The sequence below is a fragment of the Paraburkholderia sp. TE9906 genome (genome assembly GCF_056279605.1).
This window is the reverse complement of record NZ_JBWCCT010000001.1, coordinates 818,904-835,234: the sequence shown is the minus strand read 5'-3', so window position 1 is coordinate 835,234 and position 16,331 is coordinate 818,904. Positions and strand designations below refer to the sequence as shown.

Below are 16,331 nucleotides of genomic sequence, written 5' to 3'. Positions count from 1 at the left end.
CTACCCGTACAGAGGACCGTTTTGTCCGAACTCATGCTTCCAGTCTTCGGAGGCTATCGAACCTCCGAAGCTGGCCGAACTGCGACGAGTGACAAGCGGCCGCGTTCGAAGACCCAAACCGCCCTCACACCGCAAGAAGCCTGAACGGCCTCTCACGCTGCAAATCAATGAAACCGCAAGCTCAAGCCGGCAGCTTCGCCGCGGCTTCATCGACTTGCGTGCGCGTCACCGACAACTCTTCCAGCCACGCATCCGCGTACACCGCGCCGGTTTCGCGCTCGAGACGCGCGATCGTCACCGCGCAACGGTTCGCATCCTTCAGCGTCGCGATGAACGACTTCACCGATTGACCCGCCTTGAACGCATCGAACAACGGCACGCGAATATCGTCCGGCAGCGCGCGCGCGGTCCACTGGTACGGCTTGCCGTTGAACGTGAACGACGGCGGCAGCACGCGTTCTTTCTTCGCGGCCGGAATCAGGCCGTAAGTGCGGGCGGCTTCACCGATCTGTTCCGGCGAAAACAGCTCGTCCGGGCTGATGTCGAATTGCTGGATGAACGTCTCGATGCTTTGCATCGCCGCGGCACGGTCGTCGCGACGCTTTTGCGCATGAGCGACGATGTCGCGCAGTTCGTCGGCTTCCGCGGGCGTGATCGTGAAGCTCGACTGCTTCTGCTGGAGTTCGGAAAAACGCTGGAATTCGGAATCGGTCAGAAGTTTCGCCATTGCTTATCGATGAGCGCGCATGGGCGAACCCATGCGGCGTAATTTGAGAGGGTCGCCATTCTAAACCATGTGCGCGAGCGGTCTGTTTTCAACGGACCAGGGCACGATTGCGCGCGTCGGCCACGCTGACCGACACGGTCCGAAGCAACTCCAAGCAACTCCAAGCAACTCAAACGTCGTGCTCGTGGAACATCGAGAGCGCCTGCACCGTCTCGCGCAGCAATACGGTCGCGGCTTCGAGCGTCGGCGCGACGTATTCATCGATACGCCGCAGGTAAGGACAGGTCAGCACCGCGATCGCCTGGCCGGACGGCCCCTGGATCGGAAACGTCAGGTCGGTGACGCCGAACGTCTGCTGGCTGTCCTTCTGCGAAAAACCCGCCGCGCGAATCCGCTCGCACGCGAGCTCAAGCGCATCGCGGTCGATCGTTACCTCGCCCTTCACCTTGGTGTGCTCGGCCAGCATCTGCTGACGCTGTTCGATGCTTTGAAACGCGAGCATCACACGACCCGAGCCGGTATCGATCAAACCCACCCGCGAACCGAGCCGCACCGACATGCCCCACGTGCCCGGCCCATCCACCTGGGCGATCACCAGCAGGTTGCCGCGGTCGTACACCACGAGGTGACACGATTGTTCGGCGGCATCGGCAAAGCGCTGCATCAGCGGCAGCGCTTCGGAGATCAGCCGGTTCATCGGCGGATGACGGTGCGCGAGCGCATACAGCTTCAGGCTCAGCGAATAGCGGTCGCCTCCCGCCGAGCGCACCACGTACTGCCGCGCGACGAGGCGTTCGAGCATGCGGTACATCTCGCTCGCGTTGCGCCCCAGCAGCTTGGTGATTTCGGCGCGCGTGAGCCCCTCTTTCTGCTCGGCGAGCAGTTCGAGGATGTCGAGGCCTTTGTCGAGCGCGGGGGCCCGGTAACGGTCGGCGTCGTCTTTGTCTTCTGCGTCCATCGTCGGCGAGGTTCCGTGTGCAGTTCTCATTATCTGGCGCATGAATGTAAGTGCGTGGCGAATCTTGAGCAAGGCGGCGCGTGTCCAGGGAAAGTACGGAGCCCGATCCAGCGTAGATTCCTTGACTTCGAAAAGTCCGTATATGAATAATACGTTCATTGGTGAATGAGCGCACGCCAATACCCGATAAGACATCCGATAAGAAAGCGCAGGACGAAGTGCCGGCATCCATGACCGGTTCACGCAGTTCAACAAACGCATCGTAGGAGACAACCCCATGTCCACGTCCGTTCAGAGGCCGCTCGCGGCCCGTCGTCTGTTCCACCGTTCACTTTTCACGCTCGCCGCGGCCGCATGCGCCGCCGGTATCGCCGTGAGCGGCGCCGCGCAAGCCGCCGACGCGGGCAAGATCGGCCTCGGCCTGCCGCTGCTCACATCGCCGTTCTGGCAGTCGTACAACAACTATCTGCCCAAGTACGCGAAGGAGATGAGCCTCGACATCCTCGCGCCGGTCAATTCGAACGGCGATCCGGCCCAGCAGATCACCGACATGAACAACCTGCTGAACCTCGGTTCGAAGGGCATCGTGGTCGGGCCGCTGGATTCGGCGGCGATCAGCCGCGCGCTCGACGCCGCCGCCGCCCGCAACGTGCCGGTGGTCGCCGTGGACGTCGCGCCGACGCAGGGCAAGGTCGCGATGGTCGTGCGCGCCGACAATCACGCGTACGGCGAAAAGGCGTGCAAATACATCGGCGAACACGTGAAGTCGGGCAAGGTAGTGCAGATCATGGGCGACCTCGCGTCGGTCAACGGGCGCGACCGCTCGGAAGCGTTCCGCGCGTGTCTGAAGGGTTATCCGGCCTTGTCGCTGCTGGAAATTCCGGCGGCCTGGAAGGGCGACGTCGCGGCCACCGCGCTCGACAGTCTGCTGACCGCCAATCCCGACGTGAAGGCGATCTACATGCAGGCGGGCGGCGTTTATCTGTCGCCGACGCTGCAAACCTTGCGGCGCAAGCAGATGCTGTTTCCCGCAGGCGATGCGAAGCACGTCGTGATCGTGAGTAACGACGGCATTCCGCAGGAATTCGAAGCGATTCGTCGTGGCGATATCGATGCGACCATCTCGCAGCCCGCCGATTCGTACGCGAAATACGGCCTGTTCTACATCAAGGCCGCGTTGGCGGGGCAAACCTTCAAGCCGGGCCCGACCGATCACGGCAGCAACATCATCCAGCTCGCGCCGGGCGTGCTCGAAGATCAGTTGCCCGCGCCGCTCGTGACGAAGTCGAATGTCGACGACAAGGCGTTGTGGGGCAATACGGTCAAATGAGCGGTCAAATGAGCGGCCAAATGAGCGGCCAAATGAGCGCACCGACGCCATCCGTGCCGGTCGTCGAAGCGTTTGAAGTCACCAAACGCTTCGGCTCGACGGCCGCGCTGAAAGACGTGAGCATCCGCGTGATGCCCGGCGAGTCGCATGCGCTCGTCGGGCGCAACGGCGCGGGCAAGTCGACGCTGGTGTCGATCCTCACCGGCCTGCGCAAGCCCGACATGGGCGAGGTGCGGTTCGGCGGCGCGAGTGCGCCGTCGATTGCGGATCGCGACGCGTGGCGCGAGCGCGTCGCGTGCGTCTATCAGCATTCGACGATCATTCGCGACCTGAGCGTCGCGGAAAATCTGTTCATCAATCGCCAGCCGGTGCGCGGCGGCATGATCGATTGGCAGGCGATGCGCCGCGACGCGCGCGAGCTGCTCGATCACTGGAAGATCGACGTGCGTGAAGACGCGCGCGCGGGCGACCTGAGCGTGGAAGCGCGGCAGTTGGTTGAGATTGCGCGGGCGCTGTCGTATGGCGCGCGCTTCATCATCCTCGATGAACCGACCGCGCAGCTCGACGGCGACGAGATCAAGCGCCTGTTCAGGCGCATCAGCGAGTTGCAGCGCGAAGGCGTAACCTTCCTCTTCATCTCGCATCATCTTCAGGAGGTCTACGAGATTTGCCAGGCGGTGACGGTGCTGCGCGATGCGCGCCATATCGTCAGCGCGCCGGTGTCTGCGTTGCCGCGCGAGCAGCTGATCGAAGCGATGACCGGCGAACGCGGCGGGCTGAACGTCGCCGACGCCGCGGCGCGCGCCGCGTTGCCCGCCGACACGGCGATCGCGCTGCGCGTCGACGAACTGGCCGGCTCCGATTACGAGGGCGTGTCGTTCACCGTCAAGCGCGGCGAAGTGGTCGGCCTGACCGGCGCGACGAGCAGCGGCCGCACGAGCGTCGCCGAAGCGATCGCCGGTTTGCGCACAGTCAAAGGCGGCACGGTCAGCGTCGACGGCAAGGCATTGCCGCCCGGCGACGTGCCTGCCGCGTTGGCGCACGGCATTGGCTGCGTGCCGAAGGACCGGCATCACGAAGGCCTCGTGCTCACGCAATCGATCGCGGAAAACGCATCGATGACAATCGCGCGCGTGCTCGGCAAGTTCGGCATCGCGCCGCCCGCGAAGAAGCACGCGTTCGGCCAGAAGATGATCGACGCGCTCGGCATCGTCGCGCAAGGTCCGGACCATGTCGTGTCGGGACTGTCGGGCGGCAATCAGCAAAAGGTGGTGATGGCGCGCGCGCTCGCCACCGACCCCAACGTGCTCGTATTGATCGACCCCACTGCGGGCGTCGACGTGAAATCGAAAGAAGCGTTGCTCTCCGTCGTGGATCGCGTGCGCGAAGAGGGCAAGGCCGTGCTGGTCGTGTCCGGCGAGCTCGACGATCTGCGTACCTGTGACCGTGTGCTGGTCATGTTCCGTGGCCGTGTCGCGGCCGAATTTCCCGCGGGTTGGCAGGATCACGACCTGATCGCATCCGTTGAAGGAGTCAGTCTCCATGAAGAATAGTGTGCCCAGCCCCGCCTTCGCCACGGCGCAAGCGCCGGCGCAGTCCGCCGCGGCGGGCTCGCGCGGCAAACGCGCGCGCTCCGAACTCGCGCGCCTGCGCGAACTGGCGTTGCTGCCCGCGCTCGCGTTGCTGATCGTGATCGGCGCGTTCGTCAGCCCGAGCTTTCTCACGAAGGCGAATCTGATCAGCGTGCTCGGCGCGTCGGCGGCGCTCGCGCTCGTCGTGCTCGCGGAATCGCTGATCGTGCTGACCGGCAAGTTCGATCTGTCGCTCGAATCGACCGTCGGCATCGCGCCCGCCGTGGGCGCGATGCTGGTGATGCCGGCGGCGTCCGCGGGCTTCGGCACGCAATGGCCGACGGCGGTCGGTCTCGTCGCGATCGTCGCGGTGGGCGCGGTGATCGGTTTGATCAACGGCTTTCTGGTGGTGCGCTTGCGGCTGAACGCGTTCATCGTCACGCTGGCCATGCTGATCGTGCTGCGCGGCATGCTGGTCGGCGCGACCAAGGGCGGCACGCTGTTCGACATGCCGCCGTCGTTCTTCACGCTTGCCACCACCATCGTGTTCGGCTTGCCGTTGTCGGTGTGGCTCGCGGCGGCGGCGTTCGCGATTGCCGCGTTCGTATTGCGCTATCACCGCCTTGGCCGCGCGTTGTACGCGATCGGCGGTAATCCGGAAGCGGCGCGCGCGGCGGGGATTCGCGTCGAGCGCATCACGTGGGGCGTGTTCGTGCTGGGCAGCATTCTGGCGTCGCTCGGCGGCTTGATCGTAACCGGCTATGTCGGCGCGATCAACGCGAACCAGGGCAACGGCATGATCTTCACGGTGTTCGCGGCGGCGGTGATCGGCGGTATTTCGCTCGACGGCGGCAAGGGCACGATGCTCGGCGCGCTCTCCGGCGTGCTGCTGCTCGGCGTCGTTCAGAACCTGCTGACGCTCGCCCAGGTGCCGTCGTTCTGGATTCAGGCGATCTACGGCGCCATCATTCTCGGCTCGCTGATGGTGGCGCGCCTTGCCAGCGGCGAAGGCCAGAACTAATGCGCACGCTTCGTACGCACGCACCCGGAGATCTCACTTGACCAGCCGTCCATTGCCAACCGATCCGCGCCTGATCCTGCTCAGTCCCGCCGACAACTGCCTGATCGCCGCGGCGCGGCTCGACGCGGGCACGCAGGTCGACATCGAAGGCGAGCGCGTTACGCTGACCCGCACCATCGATCTCGGCCACAAGGTCGCGCGCCATGAGCTAGCGAAAGACGACAAGGTGCTGCGCTATGGCGCAGTGATCGGCCACGTAACCGAAACGGTGGCACGCGGCGCACATCTGCACACGCACAACCTCGCAAGCGACTACTTGCCGACCTATACGCACGACGCGGGTCACGAGTTCGTCCATCACTGACACGCACACCATCACGCGGCCTGTTGTGCCGCTGGAACCATCATGACTGACATCTCCTTAGCAAGCGCCGCGCAGCAACCGATGCTGCAAGGCTATCTGCGCAGCGACGGCCGCAAGGGCATCCGCAACGTGGTCGCGGTGGCGTATCTGGTCGAGTGCGCGCATCACGTCGCGCGCGAGATCGTCACGCAGTTTCGCGAGCCGCTCGACGCGTTCGACGATCCGTCGGCCGAACGCGAGCCGCCCGTGCATCTGATCGGCTTTCCCGGCTGCTATCCGAACGGGTACGCGGAAAAGATGCTGGAGCGGCTCACCACGCATCCGAACGTGGGCGCGGTGCTGTTCGTGTCGCTCGGTTGCGAGAGCATGAACAAGCATTATCTGGTGGACGTGGTGCGCGCGAGCGGCCGTCCCGTCGAAGTCCTGACGATCCAGGAAAAGGGCGGCACGCGCAGCACGATTCAATACGGCGTCGACTGGATTCGCGGCACACGCGCGCAACTCGCCGCGCAACAAAAGGTGCCGATGGCGCTCAGCGAACTGGTGATCGGCACGATTTGCGGCGGCTCGGATGGCACGAGCGGCATCACCGCGAACCCGGCGGTGGGCCGCGCGTTCGATCATCTGATCGACGCGGGCGCGGCCTGCATCTTCGAGGAAACCGGCGAACTGGTGGGCTGCGAGTTCCACATGAAGACGCGCGCGGCGCGGCCGGAACTCGGCGATGAAATCGTCGAGTGCGTCGCGAAGGCGGCGCGCTATTACTCGATACTCGGACACGGCAGCTTTGCGGTCGGCAACGCGGACGGCGGTCTCACCACGCAGGAAGAGAAATCGCTCGGCGCGTATGCGAAAAGCGGCGCGTCGCCGATTGTCGGCATCATCAAACCCGGCGACATTCCGCCGACCGGCGGCCTTTATCTGCTCGACGTGGTGCCGGACGGCGAGCCGCGTTTCGGCTTTCCGAACATCAGCGACAACGCGGAGATCGGCGAGCTGATCGCGTGCGGCGCGCATGTGATTCTGTTCACGACCGGGCGCGGCTCGGTGGTCGGCTCGGCGATCTCGCCGGTTATCAAGGTGTGCGCGAATCCGGCGACCTATCGCAATCTTTCCGGCGACATGGACGTGGATGCGGGCCGGATTCTCGAAGGGCGCGGCACGCTCGATGAAGTCGGCCGCGAAGTGTTCGAGCAAACGGTCGCGGTGGCGCGTGGTGCGGCGTCGAAATCGGAAATGCTCGGGCATCAGGAATTCATTCTGGTTTACAAGACATTCGAGCCGGTTGGGCCTGCCTGCTTGCCATCGAGTGGGGCGCCGGTGCAACGGGTCGTCGCGATCGAGCCGCATTGACACGCAGTGGGCAAACCCTGTCCGCGCATGGTAAAAATAGAAATTGACCGGAGTCAGTGCTGAAGCACTCGCTCCGGTCGACACAAGGAGACGCGCTCAATGACGGCAACGATCGCATCGAAGATCGGCCAGCGGCGCCGCATTGGCCGCGGCACATTGCAGGTGAGTGGTTTGGGTCTCGGCACGGCGCCGCTCGGCGGCCTGTACCGCGATCTGTCGGATGAGGAGGCCCACGCGACCATCACCGCCGCGTGGGACGCCGGCGTGCGCTACTTCGACACTGCGCCGCATTACGGCAACACCAAAGCCGAGCATCGCTTGGGCGACGCGTTGCGCCGTTATCCGCGCGGCGACTACGTGCTGTCGACCAAAGTGGGCCGCCGCTTCGTGCCGCGCACCTCGCCCTTCGACGACCGCGAAGGCTGGCAAAACCCGTTGCCCTTCGAAGCGATCTACGACTACACGCACGACGGCATCATGCGTTCGTTCGAAGACAGCCAGCAGCGCATGGGCATCGTCGAGATCGACATTCTGCTCGTGCATGACATCGGCCGCATCACGCACGGCGACCAGCATCCCCATTATTGGCGGCAACTGACCGAAGGCGGCGGTTTCCGCGCGCTGGACCGGTTGCGCTCGACCGGCGCGATCAAGGCGGTCGGGCTCGGCGTCAACGAAGGCGCGGTCATTCTCGACGCGATGGCCGAGTTCGATATCGATTGCGCGTTGCTCGCGGGCCGTTATACGCTCCTCGAACAGACCACGCTCGACGACCTGCTGCCCGCCTGTGAAGCGCGCGGTGTCAGCATCCTGTTAGGCGGCGCGTTCAACTCGGGCATTCTGGCGCGCGGCGTCGCGGGCGATCTGAAATTCAACTACGGCGACGCGCCGCCCGAAGTGATCGAGCGCGTCGCGCGGCTGGAGGCGGTGTGCCGCGCGCATGGCGTGCCGCTTGCCGCCGCCGCGTTGCAGTTTCCGTATGCGCATCCGGCGGTCGCCACCGTGCTGACCGGCGCGCGCAGTGCCGACGAATTGCGCGAGAACGTCGCGTCGTTCGGGCTGCCGATCCCCGCAGGCCTGTGGTCCGCGCTGCGCGACGAAGGCTTGCTCGACGCGCGCGCACCCGCGCCAGAGGATTGACTCGACGATGTTGATCGACGCCCACCAGCACTACTGGGACCCCGCGCGGGGCGACTACGAGTGGCTCACGCCGGAGCTGAAAATTCTGTACCGGCCGTTCGGCCCGGCGGATCTCACGCCCTTGCGCGAGCAGGCAGGCATCGAGCGGACGGTGGTGGTGCAGGCCGCGCCGACCATCGACGAAACGCGCTACCTGCTGGACCTCGCGCGCAACGAGCCGTCGATCGCGGGCGTGGTTGGCTGGGTGCCGTTGCTGCTGCCGAATGCGCCTGCGTTGATCGAAGCACTCGCGCGCGAGCCCAAGTTCAAGGGTGTGCGGCCGATGCTGCAGGACCTGCCCGACCACGGCTGGATCGCGAACCCCGATCTCGCGCCGGCGATCGAAGCGCTGATCGCGCACGACCTCGCGTTCGACGCGCTGATCTACGCGCGTCACGTCGAATACATCGAAATTTTCGCGAAGCGTTTTCCGACGCTGCGCATCGTCGTCGATCACGGCGCGAAGCCGCCGATCCGGTATCGCCAGGCGGGCTTCCAGGTGTGGAAGGACGCGATCACGCGGCTTGCAAGCCTGCCGCAAGTTCATTGCAAACTCTCGGGTCTCGCGACCGAAGCGTCGCCCGGCTGGACCGAGGACACGCTGCGGCCTTACGTCGACCATCTGCTCGCGTCGTTCGGCCCGGCGCGTGTGATGTGGGGCAGCGACTGGCCGGTGCTCGATCTGAACGGCGACTATCTGCTCTGGCATTCGGTCGCGACCACCTTGCTCGCGTCGTTGAGCGACGCCGAGCGTGCAGCGGTGTTCGGCGAGAACGCCGCCGCGTTTTACCGGCTTTGATTTCTGGAAGCGTAGACAGGACAACCAGCAGGACACAAGCAGCCTATAAGCAGCCCATTCACACGGAGTCGTAGATGACACAAAGACTGGCCGGCAAAACGGCCCTGATCACCGCGGCAGGACAAGGCATTGGTCTCGCCACCGCGGAACTCTTCGCACGCGAAGGCGCGCGCGTGATCGCCACGGACATCCGCATCGACGGACTGGCGGGCAAGCCGGTCGAGGCGCGTCAGCTCGACGTGCTCGACGCCGCGGCGATCAAGGCGCTGGCCGCCGAGGTCGGCCCAATCGACGTGCTGTTCAACTGCGCGGGCTTCGTGCACGCCGGCTCGATTCTCGAATGCAGCGAGGAGGATTGGGACTTCGCGTTCGACCTGAACGCGAAGGCGATGTACCGTATGATCCGCGCATTTTTGCCGGGCATGCTGGAGAAAGGCGGCGGCTCGATCATCAACATGTCGTCGGCGGCGTCGAGCGTGAAGGGCGTGCCGAACCGCTTTGCCTATGGCGCGTCGAAGGCCGCGGTGATCGGACTGACCAAGGCCGTTGCCGCCGATTTCGTCACGCGTGGTGTACGCTGTAACGCAATCTGCCCGGGTACGGTGTCTTCGCCGTCGCTCGAACAGCGGATCGCGGCGCAGGCTCAGGCGCAAGGGACGACGGTGGACGCCGTGCAAGCGGCGTTCGTCGCGCGTCAGCCGATGGGCCGCGTCGGCAAGCCCGACGAGATCGCGGCGTTGGCGCTGTATCTCGCGTCCGACGAGTCGTCGTTCACGACGGGTCAGGCGCATGTGATCGACGGCGGCTGGTCGAACTGACGCGCACTGATTGACGAACCGAATATCACTGAACGTAAAAGGGAAGTACCACGATGAAACTGCTTCGTTATGGGCCGAAAGGCCAGGAAAAGCCGGGCCTGCTCGATGCGCAAGGCAAGATTCGCGATCTGTCCAAGGTGATCGGCGATCTCGACGGCGCCGCGCTGACCGATGAAGGTCTCGCCAAGCTGCGCGCGCTCGACCCGGCTTCGCTGCCGGTGGTCGAAGGCAATCCGCGCCTCGGGCCGTGTGTCGCGCGCATCGGCAAGTTCATCTGCATCGGGCTGAATTACGCGGACCACGCCGCCGAATCGAATCTGCCGGTGCCGGCCGAACCGGTCATCTTCAACAAGTGGACGAGCGCGATTTGCGGCCCGAACGACGACGTCGAGATTCCGCGCGGCTCGAAGAAGACCGACTGGGAAGTCGAACTGGGCGTGGTGATCGGCAAGCCGGCAAAATATGTCGACGAAGCCAACGCGCTCGACCATGTTGCCGGCTACTGTGTGATCAACGACGTGTCGGAACGCGAATGGCAGATCGAACGCGGCGGCACGTGGGACAAGGGCAAGGGCTTCGACACGTTCGGCCCGATCGGCCCGTGGGTCGTCACGCGCGATGAAGTCGCCGATCCGCAGAACCTGAACTTGTGGCTCGAAGTGGACGGCCACCGTTACCAGAACGGCAGCACGAAGACGATGGTGTTCGGCGTCGCGAAGCTGGTGTCGTACGTGTCGCAGTGCATGAGCCTGCAGCCGGGCGACGTGATCTCGACCGGCACGCCCCCGGGCGTCGGCATGGGCGTGAAGCCGAATCCTGTGTTCCTGAAGCCGGGTCAGACGATCCGCCTGGGTATCGAAGGTCTCGGCGAGCAGACGCAGAAGACTTACGCTGCGGAGTGATTCGCGCGCCTGGTTTAACTGCGTTGCCAATGTGAAGGGCCGTTCCCGCGTGAGGCGGGAACGGCCTTTTTGCTTGCGTCGTTCGTGTCGCCGCGATCAGGCGCGCTGCGCCGCGAGCAGCCGCGCCAGCAACTCGACCAGGCGGTCGATGTGCTCGTCTTGCGTGCGCCACGACGACACGCTGATACGAAACGCGGGCCGTCCTTGCCAGAGCGTGCCGCCGAACCACGTTTCGCCGGATGCCTGGGCCGCTTCACGAATCGCGACCGTCTGCGCGTCGGTCTTTGCCCGCACCAGCACCTGATTCAGCACGACGCGATTCAGCACGTCGAAACCCGCGGCACGCAAGCCGTCGGCGATGCGCGACGCTTGCGCGCAATGCCGATCGACCATCTGCTGCACGCCGCTGCGCCCGAGCGAACGCAGCGCCGCCCAGATGGGTATGCCACGCGGACGGCGCGAGAACTCCAAGGTCAGATTCTTCTGCGCGTCGTGCGCGCCGCTCAGGTAGACCGCGTCGCTGTTCATCGCCGAGGACATCGCCTGCGCATCGCGGCAGATCGCCATCGCGCCGTCATAAGGCGTGTTGAGCCATTTGTGGCCGTCCGTGGTCCAGCTATCGGCGCCGTCGATGCCCTCCGTCAGCGCCCGCTGTGACGACGCGCGCGCCCACAAGCCGAACGCGCCATCCACGTGGACCCATGCGCCTGCCGCTTTGGCACGCGGTATCAGGTCGGCGAACGGGTCGAATTCGCCGGTGTTCACTTCGCCCGCCTGCACGCAGAAGATCGTCATATCGTCGAGCGCCGGCAGGCGGGCCGGGTCGATGCGGCCATGCTCGTCGACCGGCGCGGCGATCACGCGCTTCATGCCGAAACCGAGCACGCGCAACGCCTTCTTCACCGTGATATGCGCCATCTCGGAGATGACGACGCGCACCGGCGGCGCGCCGTTGAGCCCATCGTTATCGAAATCCCAACCCTTGCGCGCGAGCAGCGCACGCCGCGCGGCCGCAATGCAAACGAGCGTGCATGCGGTCGCACTGGTGCCGAAGCCGATCGCCGCTTCGCGCGGCAGATCGAGCACCTCGAGCACCCAGCGCGCCGCGATCTTCTCGATCGTGGCGGCCGCCGGCGAGTTGTCGAAGGTCGACGCGCATTGGTCCCACGCGCCCATCAGGCGCTCGGCCGCCGCGGCCGCCGGCAGCACCGCGCCGATCACGAAGCCGTAATAACGCGGATCGTTCGACGCCACCGTGGCCGGCGACCCGCTTTCGTCGAGCAGGCGCAGCACGTCGGCGGGCGCGTGGCCGTGCAGGGGCAACGCTTCGTCGAAGGCGGCGAGCTGCGCGAGCGCGGCCGCGTCCGGAAACACGCGGCGCTTGCCGATGCCCGCGAGATAAGCGTGTGCGCGCCGGTCCGCGTCGGCGGCGAGAGCGAATTCGTCCATAGGGTTCCTAAAAAGGGTGAGAGAGGGGTGTCGCGCAAGTCTGCGGATCGAGCGTTCGTTCAGAGATGGGGGCGAGGGTGCGGCGGGGCTTTCGCAACTCGGCGTCATTGCGCTTGTAATAGGTGAATTGGCCGGTTCGATGCGCGCGCACGAATCCCGCATCAGCGAGGATGCGCGCGCACGATCCCGCATCAGCGAGGATGCGCGATCGCGCGAGACCCGTCCCGCGCCGAAGCAATCCCGTCAGATTATCCCGCCGGTTCGTGTTCGCCGTTTTCACCGATCCGGTTGACCGTGCCTTGCGCGACGGCGACGAGCTTTTCGCGGTTGCCGTCCATCACGTACACGTTGCATTGGCAGGTGGCCTGATGCCGGCCCGCATAGACGACCTTCGCGCGCGCGACCAACGTGCCGTTCACTACCGGGCGCAGATAGTTGATCTTGTATTCGCCGGTCACGACTTTCGGCCCGAGCGACAGCGCGCCGGCGAACGTCAGCGCATTGTCGGCGAGATAGCTGATGACCCCGCCGTGCACGAAGCCATGCTGCTGCCGCAACTCATCGCGGATCGGCAAACTCAGGGTGAGTTCGCTGGTGCCCGTATGCATCAGCTCGGCGCCTAGCAACATGCTGAACGGCTGGGCATGCAGTGCGCCGCGCGCCCGGTCGAGGAGGTCGGTCATCGTGATTCCTTCGGGCGAGGCCCGTGGTGGCATCTGCACTGGCCTGCGTCGTGCAGTCCCTACCCACTCTAGGAAGCGTGAATGCACCGCGTCAAGGTGATTCGGAAAAATGTGCGGCGTATTGTTGTGGGAAACAGCCGCAATCATGACGTTGGCCGATGAAAAGGGGTTGTAAGCCGATTTTTAATGAAATTGGCCTCAAGCTGAACGCGACCCTGCCGTTAACCCTGACGTAGCTCCCGTTATTCTTTGCCCTCAGGATTCACGATGTTCAGCAAGATCAAAGTCGCCTCCGGCCTGTTATGTGTTCTGGCCGCGTTCTGCGTATTCCAGCTCGTCACGGTGGGGCTGGGCTTCTGGTCGCTCACCCGTACTCATGACGACGTCGGCGATCTGTCGAACATCGCATTGAAGCAGGTGGACGCGGTCAACGAGACGACCCAGCGCCTGATGGACGCCCGCATCAACCTGTCGCGCGCCGGCACGCGCATGGTGCGCGGCGGCGCGGAGCCGACCGACATCGTGCAGCACGCGCGCGAGCAGCTCACGGCAGCCGACCAGTCGTTCGGCGCGTTCATGAGTGCGCAGAAGACGAGCGACGAAAACAGCGCCCGCGCCACGGCGCTCGCCGAGCGCTACAAGAAGCTGCACGACGCCCTCGCCGAACTCGTGCAGTTTCTCGACTCGAACAACATTCAGGCCTTCCTCGATCAGCCGACCCAGTCGTTCCAGGATGCCTATCTCGCCGAGTCACACAACTTCGTGCAATTCGGCGAGGCGGCGAGCCGCGCATCGCTCGATTCGATCGACGCCCGCATGGCGACGTTTCGCGTCGTCAGCATCGTGATCCTGGTATTGCTGGTGGCGGGCACCTTCGCGGTCTATACGGGGCTGCGCCGGGGCGTGGTGGCGCCGCTGGAGGAAGCGGGCCAGCACTTCGAGCGCATCGCGCAAGGGCGCCTCGACCAGCCGATCGCCGCGCGCGGCACCAACGAAATCGGCCGGCTGTTCTCGGGCCTCGCAAAAATGCAGGCGAGCGTGGCGCGCACGGTGCAGACCGTGCGCGAATCCGCCGACTCGATCTACCTCGGCGCCGACGAAATCGCCACCGGCAACGCCGATCTGTCGGCACGCACCGAAAACCAGGCGGCTTCGCTCGAGGAGACCGCGTCGAGCATGGAGGAACTGACGGCCACGGTGCGCCAGAACGCGGATCACGCGCGCGAGGCCAATGCGCTCGCCGAGACTGCGCTCGAAGCGACGTCGCGAGGCAGCGAAGTGGTCAACGAGGTGGTCGACAAGATGCGCGGCATCGCGCAAAGCTCGGACAAGATTGCCGAGATCATTTCGGTGATCGACGGCATTGCGTTCCAGACCAATATCCTCGCGCTGAACGCGGCCGTCGAGGCGGCGCGCGCGGGCGAGCAGGGCCGTGGCTTCGCGGTGGTGGCGGGCGAGGTGCGCGGTCTCGCGCAGCGCAGCGCGCAGTCGGCGAAAGAGATCAAGACTTTGATCAGCGAATCAGTCGCGGAGATTCAGGGCGGTTCGGCGCTGGTCGAGCATGCCGGCGAGGCCATGAGCAACGTGTCGGCGTCGATTTCGCGCGTCACGCAGATGATGGCGGAAATCAGCGCGTCGTCGCTCGAACAGAGCACGGGCATCGAGCAGGTGAATCAGGCGGTGGTGCAGATGGACGAGATGACGCAGCAGAACGCGGCGCTCGTCGAACAGGCCGCGGCGGCGGCGGCATCCTTGCATCAACAGACGCAGCAATTGAAACAGGCTGTATCCGTGTTCGAAATTTCTGAAACTGTGTTGCGCACGCAACAGCTCGATGGGATGCGCGGGCCGGTTCCAGAATTCGGGCTATTCGGAATGCGCGCGATTTAAACCACGCAGGCGCTCAAAAAGAAGGCATGGCAGCAAAGAAAATGGCCCGCGAACGCGGGCCATTTTGCATCAGACGCAAGCGCCTAAGGGTGCCTCAAGTACCTGAAGGTACTTAGGCCGGCTGGATGTTTGCAGCCTGCTTGCCCTTCGGGCCTTGCTTAACTTCGAACGACACCTTCTGGTTTTCCTGCAGGGACTTGAAGCCGCTGCCTTGAACTTCCGAAAAGTGTGCGAACAGGTCTTCGCCGCCGTCGTCCGGCGTGATGAAGCCAAAGCCCTTTGCATCGTTAAACCACTTCACAGTACCTGTTGCCATTTTTGATCCAGTAAATGTTGTGTGTTGCATTCGCGACCCGCTTTTTCTCAACACGAGATCGAGCGCGAAGTGAGAGTTGTATCACGTCTTTATGACGGACGCCAATCAACCCGTATTCGGGTATTCCCCCGCATCGGCCTTTTTGAGGCTCCGGAAAGCATTTGGAAGGGTGTTCCGCCCGGTAGGGTAAACTGCGTGTATTACTCTTCCAGGAAAAACATTGACACATTATTTGCAGGAAGAACTTACGTCGTTCTGGAGTCGTTTGACCCCCTATCTCGCGATATTGGAGTCTAAATCTCCTCAAGAGGGCGCCTTGGACCCGGTCGGCCGAATCACCGTCGATACCGAAGACCGCCAGGCTTTTGCCCTTCACATCACCGATCAGAAGCCGCACGGCGACACGTCGGATATTCCCACCGGCCACAGCGCAACTTATATGCGTATTAAATCTTCCGGCGCCGATTGGGGACCTTGGCAACGCGAAGAATATTGATCGACCGGGTGGTCGGCCCTAGCGTCGGCCCCCGTTTGTGAGTTCGCAGCCGGCGCTCAGCCGGCTTCGCGATGGGGCGCGCTTCATCCGCATTTCACCCCGTTTCACGCGCTCTTTGCCGCTCAGGCCCTCAGCCTTTCCTCGCGCTGCGGCGGCTTCGCTCGTAGAAATCATTTGGCTTGGTACGAACCCAGCGCACGAAGTTGCGCACCGCTTCGTCGGTAAGCAGTGCATTGACGGTCGAAAAGCGCTGCGCCAGTTCGGTCTCCGAAAACAGCGCGTGGAGCTGCCGATGGCAGATGCGGTGCAACGCGGCCACTTCCTTGCCGCCCTTCGTTTTCGGCACCCAATGATGCAGGTCGCGCTGGCTCGGCGGGATCGGCCGGCCACAAAGCGGGCAGATTTCCTCCGCCGGCGGCGCGTGATACCAGGGTTCGGCGAGTTTCCTGGCCATGGCCGCGAGACAGGTAGTGGA

At 64.4% G+C, this 16,331-nt stretch carries 17 protein-coding genes; 11 read left to right on the top strand and 6 right to left on the bottom strand.

The features are described from left to right. Nucleotides 1-181: 181 nt before the first annotated feature. Both ACZ9H4_RS03735 and ACZ9H4_RS03730 read right to left on the bottom strand, forming a co-directional pair. Nucleotides 182-727 (bottom strand): hypothetical protein, encoded by a 546-nt coding sequence (locus ACZ9H4_RS03735; protein WP_408154536.1) that lies wholly within the window; start codon nt 725-727, stop codon nt 182-184. 169 nt (nt 728-896) lie between these two features. Then, entirely contained in the window at nt 897-1,685 is a 789-nt protein-coding gene (locus ACZ9H4_RS03730; protein ID WP_408141795.1) for an IclR family transcriptional regulator, read from the bottom strand. Between the two features lie 277 nt (nt 1,686-1,962). On the opposite strand from ACZ9H4_RS03730, the gene ACZ9H4_RS03725 reads away from it, so the two are divergent. From ACZ9H4_RS03725 to ACZ9H4_RS03685, 9 genes are all read left to right on the top strand, one after another. Next, entirely contained in the window at nt 1,963-3,015 is a 1,053-nt protein-coding gene (locus ACZ9H4_RS03725) for a sugar ABC transporter substrate-binding protein (protein ID WP_476118258.1), read from the top strand. A 32-nt stretch (nt 3,016-3,047) separates the two neighbouring features. Continuing rightward, nucleotides 3,048-4,568 carry a sugar ABC transporter ATP-binding protein gene (locus ACZ9H4_RS03720; RefSeq protein WP_408154532.1) on the top strand — a complete coding sequence of 507 codons (1,521 nt, stop codon included), beginning with the start codon at nt 3,048-3,050 and terminating at the stop codon, nt 4,566-4,568. Continuing rightward, nucleotides 4,558-5,607: an ABC transporter permease gene (locus ACZ9H4_RS03715; RefSeq protein WP_408141792.1), complete on the top strand. Its 1,050-nt coding sequence runs from the start codon at nt 4,558-4,560 to the stop codon at nt 5,605-5,607. Before ACZ9H4_RS03720 ends, ACZ9H4_RS03715 begins: the two co-directional genes overlap by 11 nt. Nucleotides 5,608-5,644: 37 nt before the next feature. Then, entirely contained in the window at nt 5,645-5,971 is a 327-nt protein-coding gene (locus ACZ9H4_RS03710; RefSeq protein WP_476118257.1) for a UxaA family hydrolase, read from the top strand. A gap of 42 nt (nt 5,972-6,013) precedes the next feature. Then, the gene (locus ACZ9H4_RS03705; RefSeq protein WP_408154530.1) at nt 6,014-7,324 is read left to right on the top strand and encodes a UxaA family hydrolase; all 1,311 of its coding nucleotides are present in this window, start codon (nt 6,014-6,016) and stop codon (nt 7,322-7,324) included. 99 nt (nt 7,325-7,423) lie between these two features. Next, entirely contained in the window at nt 7,424-8,464 is a 1,041-nt protein-coding gene (locus ACZ9H4_RS03700) for an aldo/keto reductase (protein ID WP_476118256.1), read from the top strand. Nucleotides 8,465-8,471: 7 nt separating this feature from the next. Then, the gene (locus tag ACZ9H4_RS03695) at nt 8,472-9,302 is read left to right on the top strand and encodes an amidohydrolase family protein (RefSeq protein WP_476118255.1); all 831 of its coding nucleotides are present in this window, start codon (nt 8,472-8,474) and stop codon (nt 9,300-9,302) included. A 74-nt stretch (nt 9,303-9,376) separates the two neighbouring features. Continuing rightward, the gene (locus ACZ9H4_RS03690; RefSeq protein WP_408141787.1) at nt 9,377-10,120 is read left to right on the top strand and encodes an SDR family oxidoreductase; all 744 of its coding nucleotides are present in this window, start codon (nt 9,377-9,379) and stop codon (nt 10,118-10,120) included. A gap of 53 nt (nt 10,121-10,173) precedes the next feature. Continuing rightward, nucleotides 10,174-11,022 carry an ureidoglycolate lyase gene (locus ACZ9H4_RS03685; protein ID WP_408326622.1) on the top strand — a complete coding sequence of 283 codons (849 nt, stop codon included), beginning with the start codon at nt 10,174-10,176 and terminating at the stop codon, nt 11,020-11,022. 96 nt (nt 11,023-11,118) lie between these two features. On the opposite strand, the gene ACZ9H4_RS03680 is transcribed toward ACZ9H4_RS03685, so the two are convergent. Further along, entirely contained in the window at nt 11,119-12,471 is a 1,353-nt protein-coding gene (locus ACZ9H4_RS03680; protein WP_476118254.1) for a pyridoxal phosphate-dependent decarboxylase family protein, read from the bottom strand. Nucleotides 12,472-12,719: 248 nt separating this feature from the next. After that, nucleotides 12,720-13,154 (bottom strand): PaaI family thioesterase, encoded by a 435-nt coding sequence (locus tag ACZ9H4_RS03675; protein WP_121320099.1) that lies wholly within the window; start codon nt 13,152-13,154, stop codon nt 12,720-12,722. Between the two features lie 267 nt (nt 13,155-13,421). On the opposite strand from ACZ9H4_RS03675, the gene ACZ9H4_RS03670 reads away from it, so the two are divergent. Continuing rightward, nucleotides 13,422-15,044, top strand: coding sequence for a methyl-accepting chemotaxis protein (locus tag ACZ9H4_RS03670; RefSeq protein WP_476118253.1), 1,623 nt, complete (start codon nt 13,422-13,424; stop codon nt 15,042-15,044). A gap of 112 nt (nt 15,045-15,156) precedes the next feature. Here the strand turns inward: ACZ9H4_RS03670 and ACZ9H4_RS03665 are convergent, their stop codons facing one another. Continuing rightward, the gene (locus ACZ9H4_RS03665) at nt 15,157-15,360 is read right to left on the bottom strand and encodes a cold-shock protein (protein ID WP_102632542.1); all 204 of its coding nucleotides are present in this window, start codon (nt 15,358-15,360) and stop codon (nt 15,157-15,159) included. A 220-nt stretch (nt 15,361-15,580) separates the two neighbouring features. Between ACZ9H4_RS03665 and ACZ9H4_RS03660 the strand changes: the two genes are divergently transcribed. Further along, nucleotides 15,581-15,856 carry a hypothetical protein gene (locus ACZ9H4_RS03660; protein ID WP_408141783.1) on the top strand — a complete coding sequence of 92 codons (276 nt, stop codon included), beginning with the start codon at nt 15,581-15,583 and terminating at the stop codon, nt 15,854-15,856. A 130-nt stretch (nt 15,857-15,986) separates the two neighbouring features. Here ACZ9H4_RS03660 and ACZ9H4_RS03655 read toward each other — a convergent pair whose 3' ends face one another. Continuing rightward, on the bottom strand, nt 15,987-16,310 hold the full coding sequence (locus tag ACZ9H4_RS03655; protein ID WP_408141782.1) for an HNH endonuclease: 324 nt from the start codon (nt 16,308-16,310) through the stop codon (nt 15,987-15,989). Nucleotides 16,311-16,331: the final 21 nt, after the last annotated feature.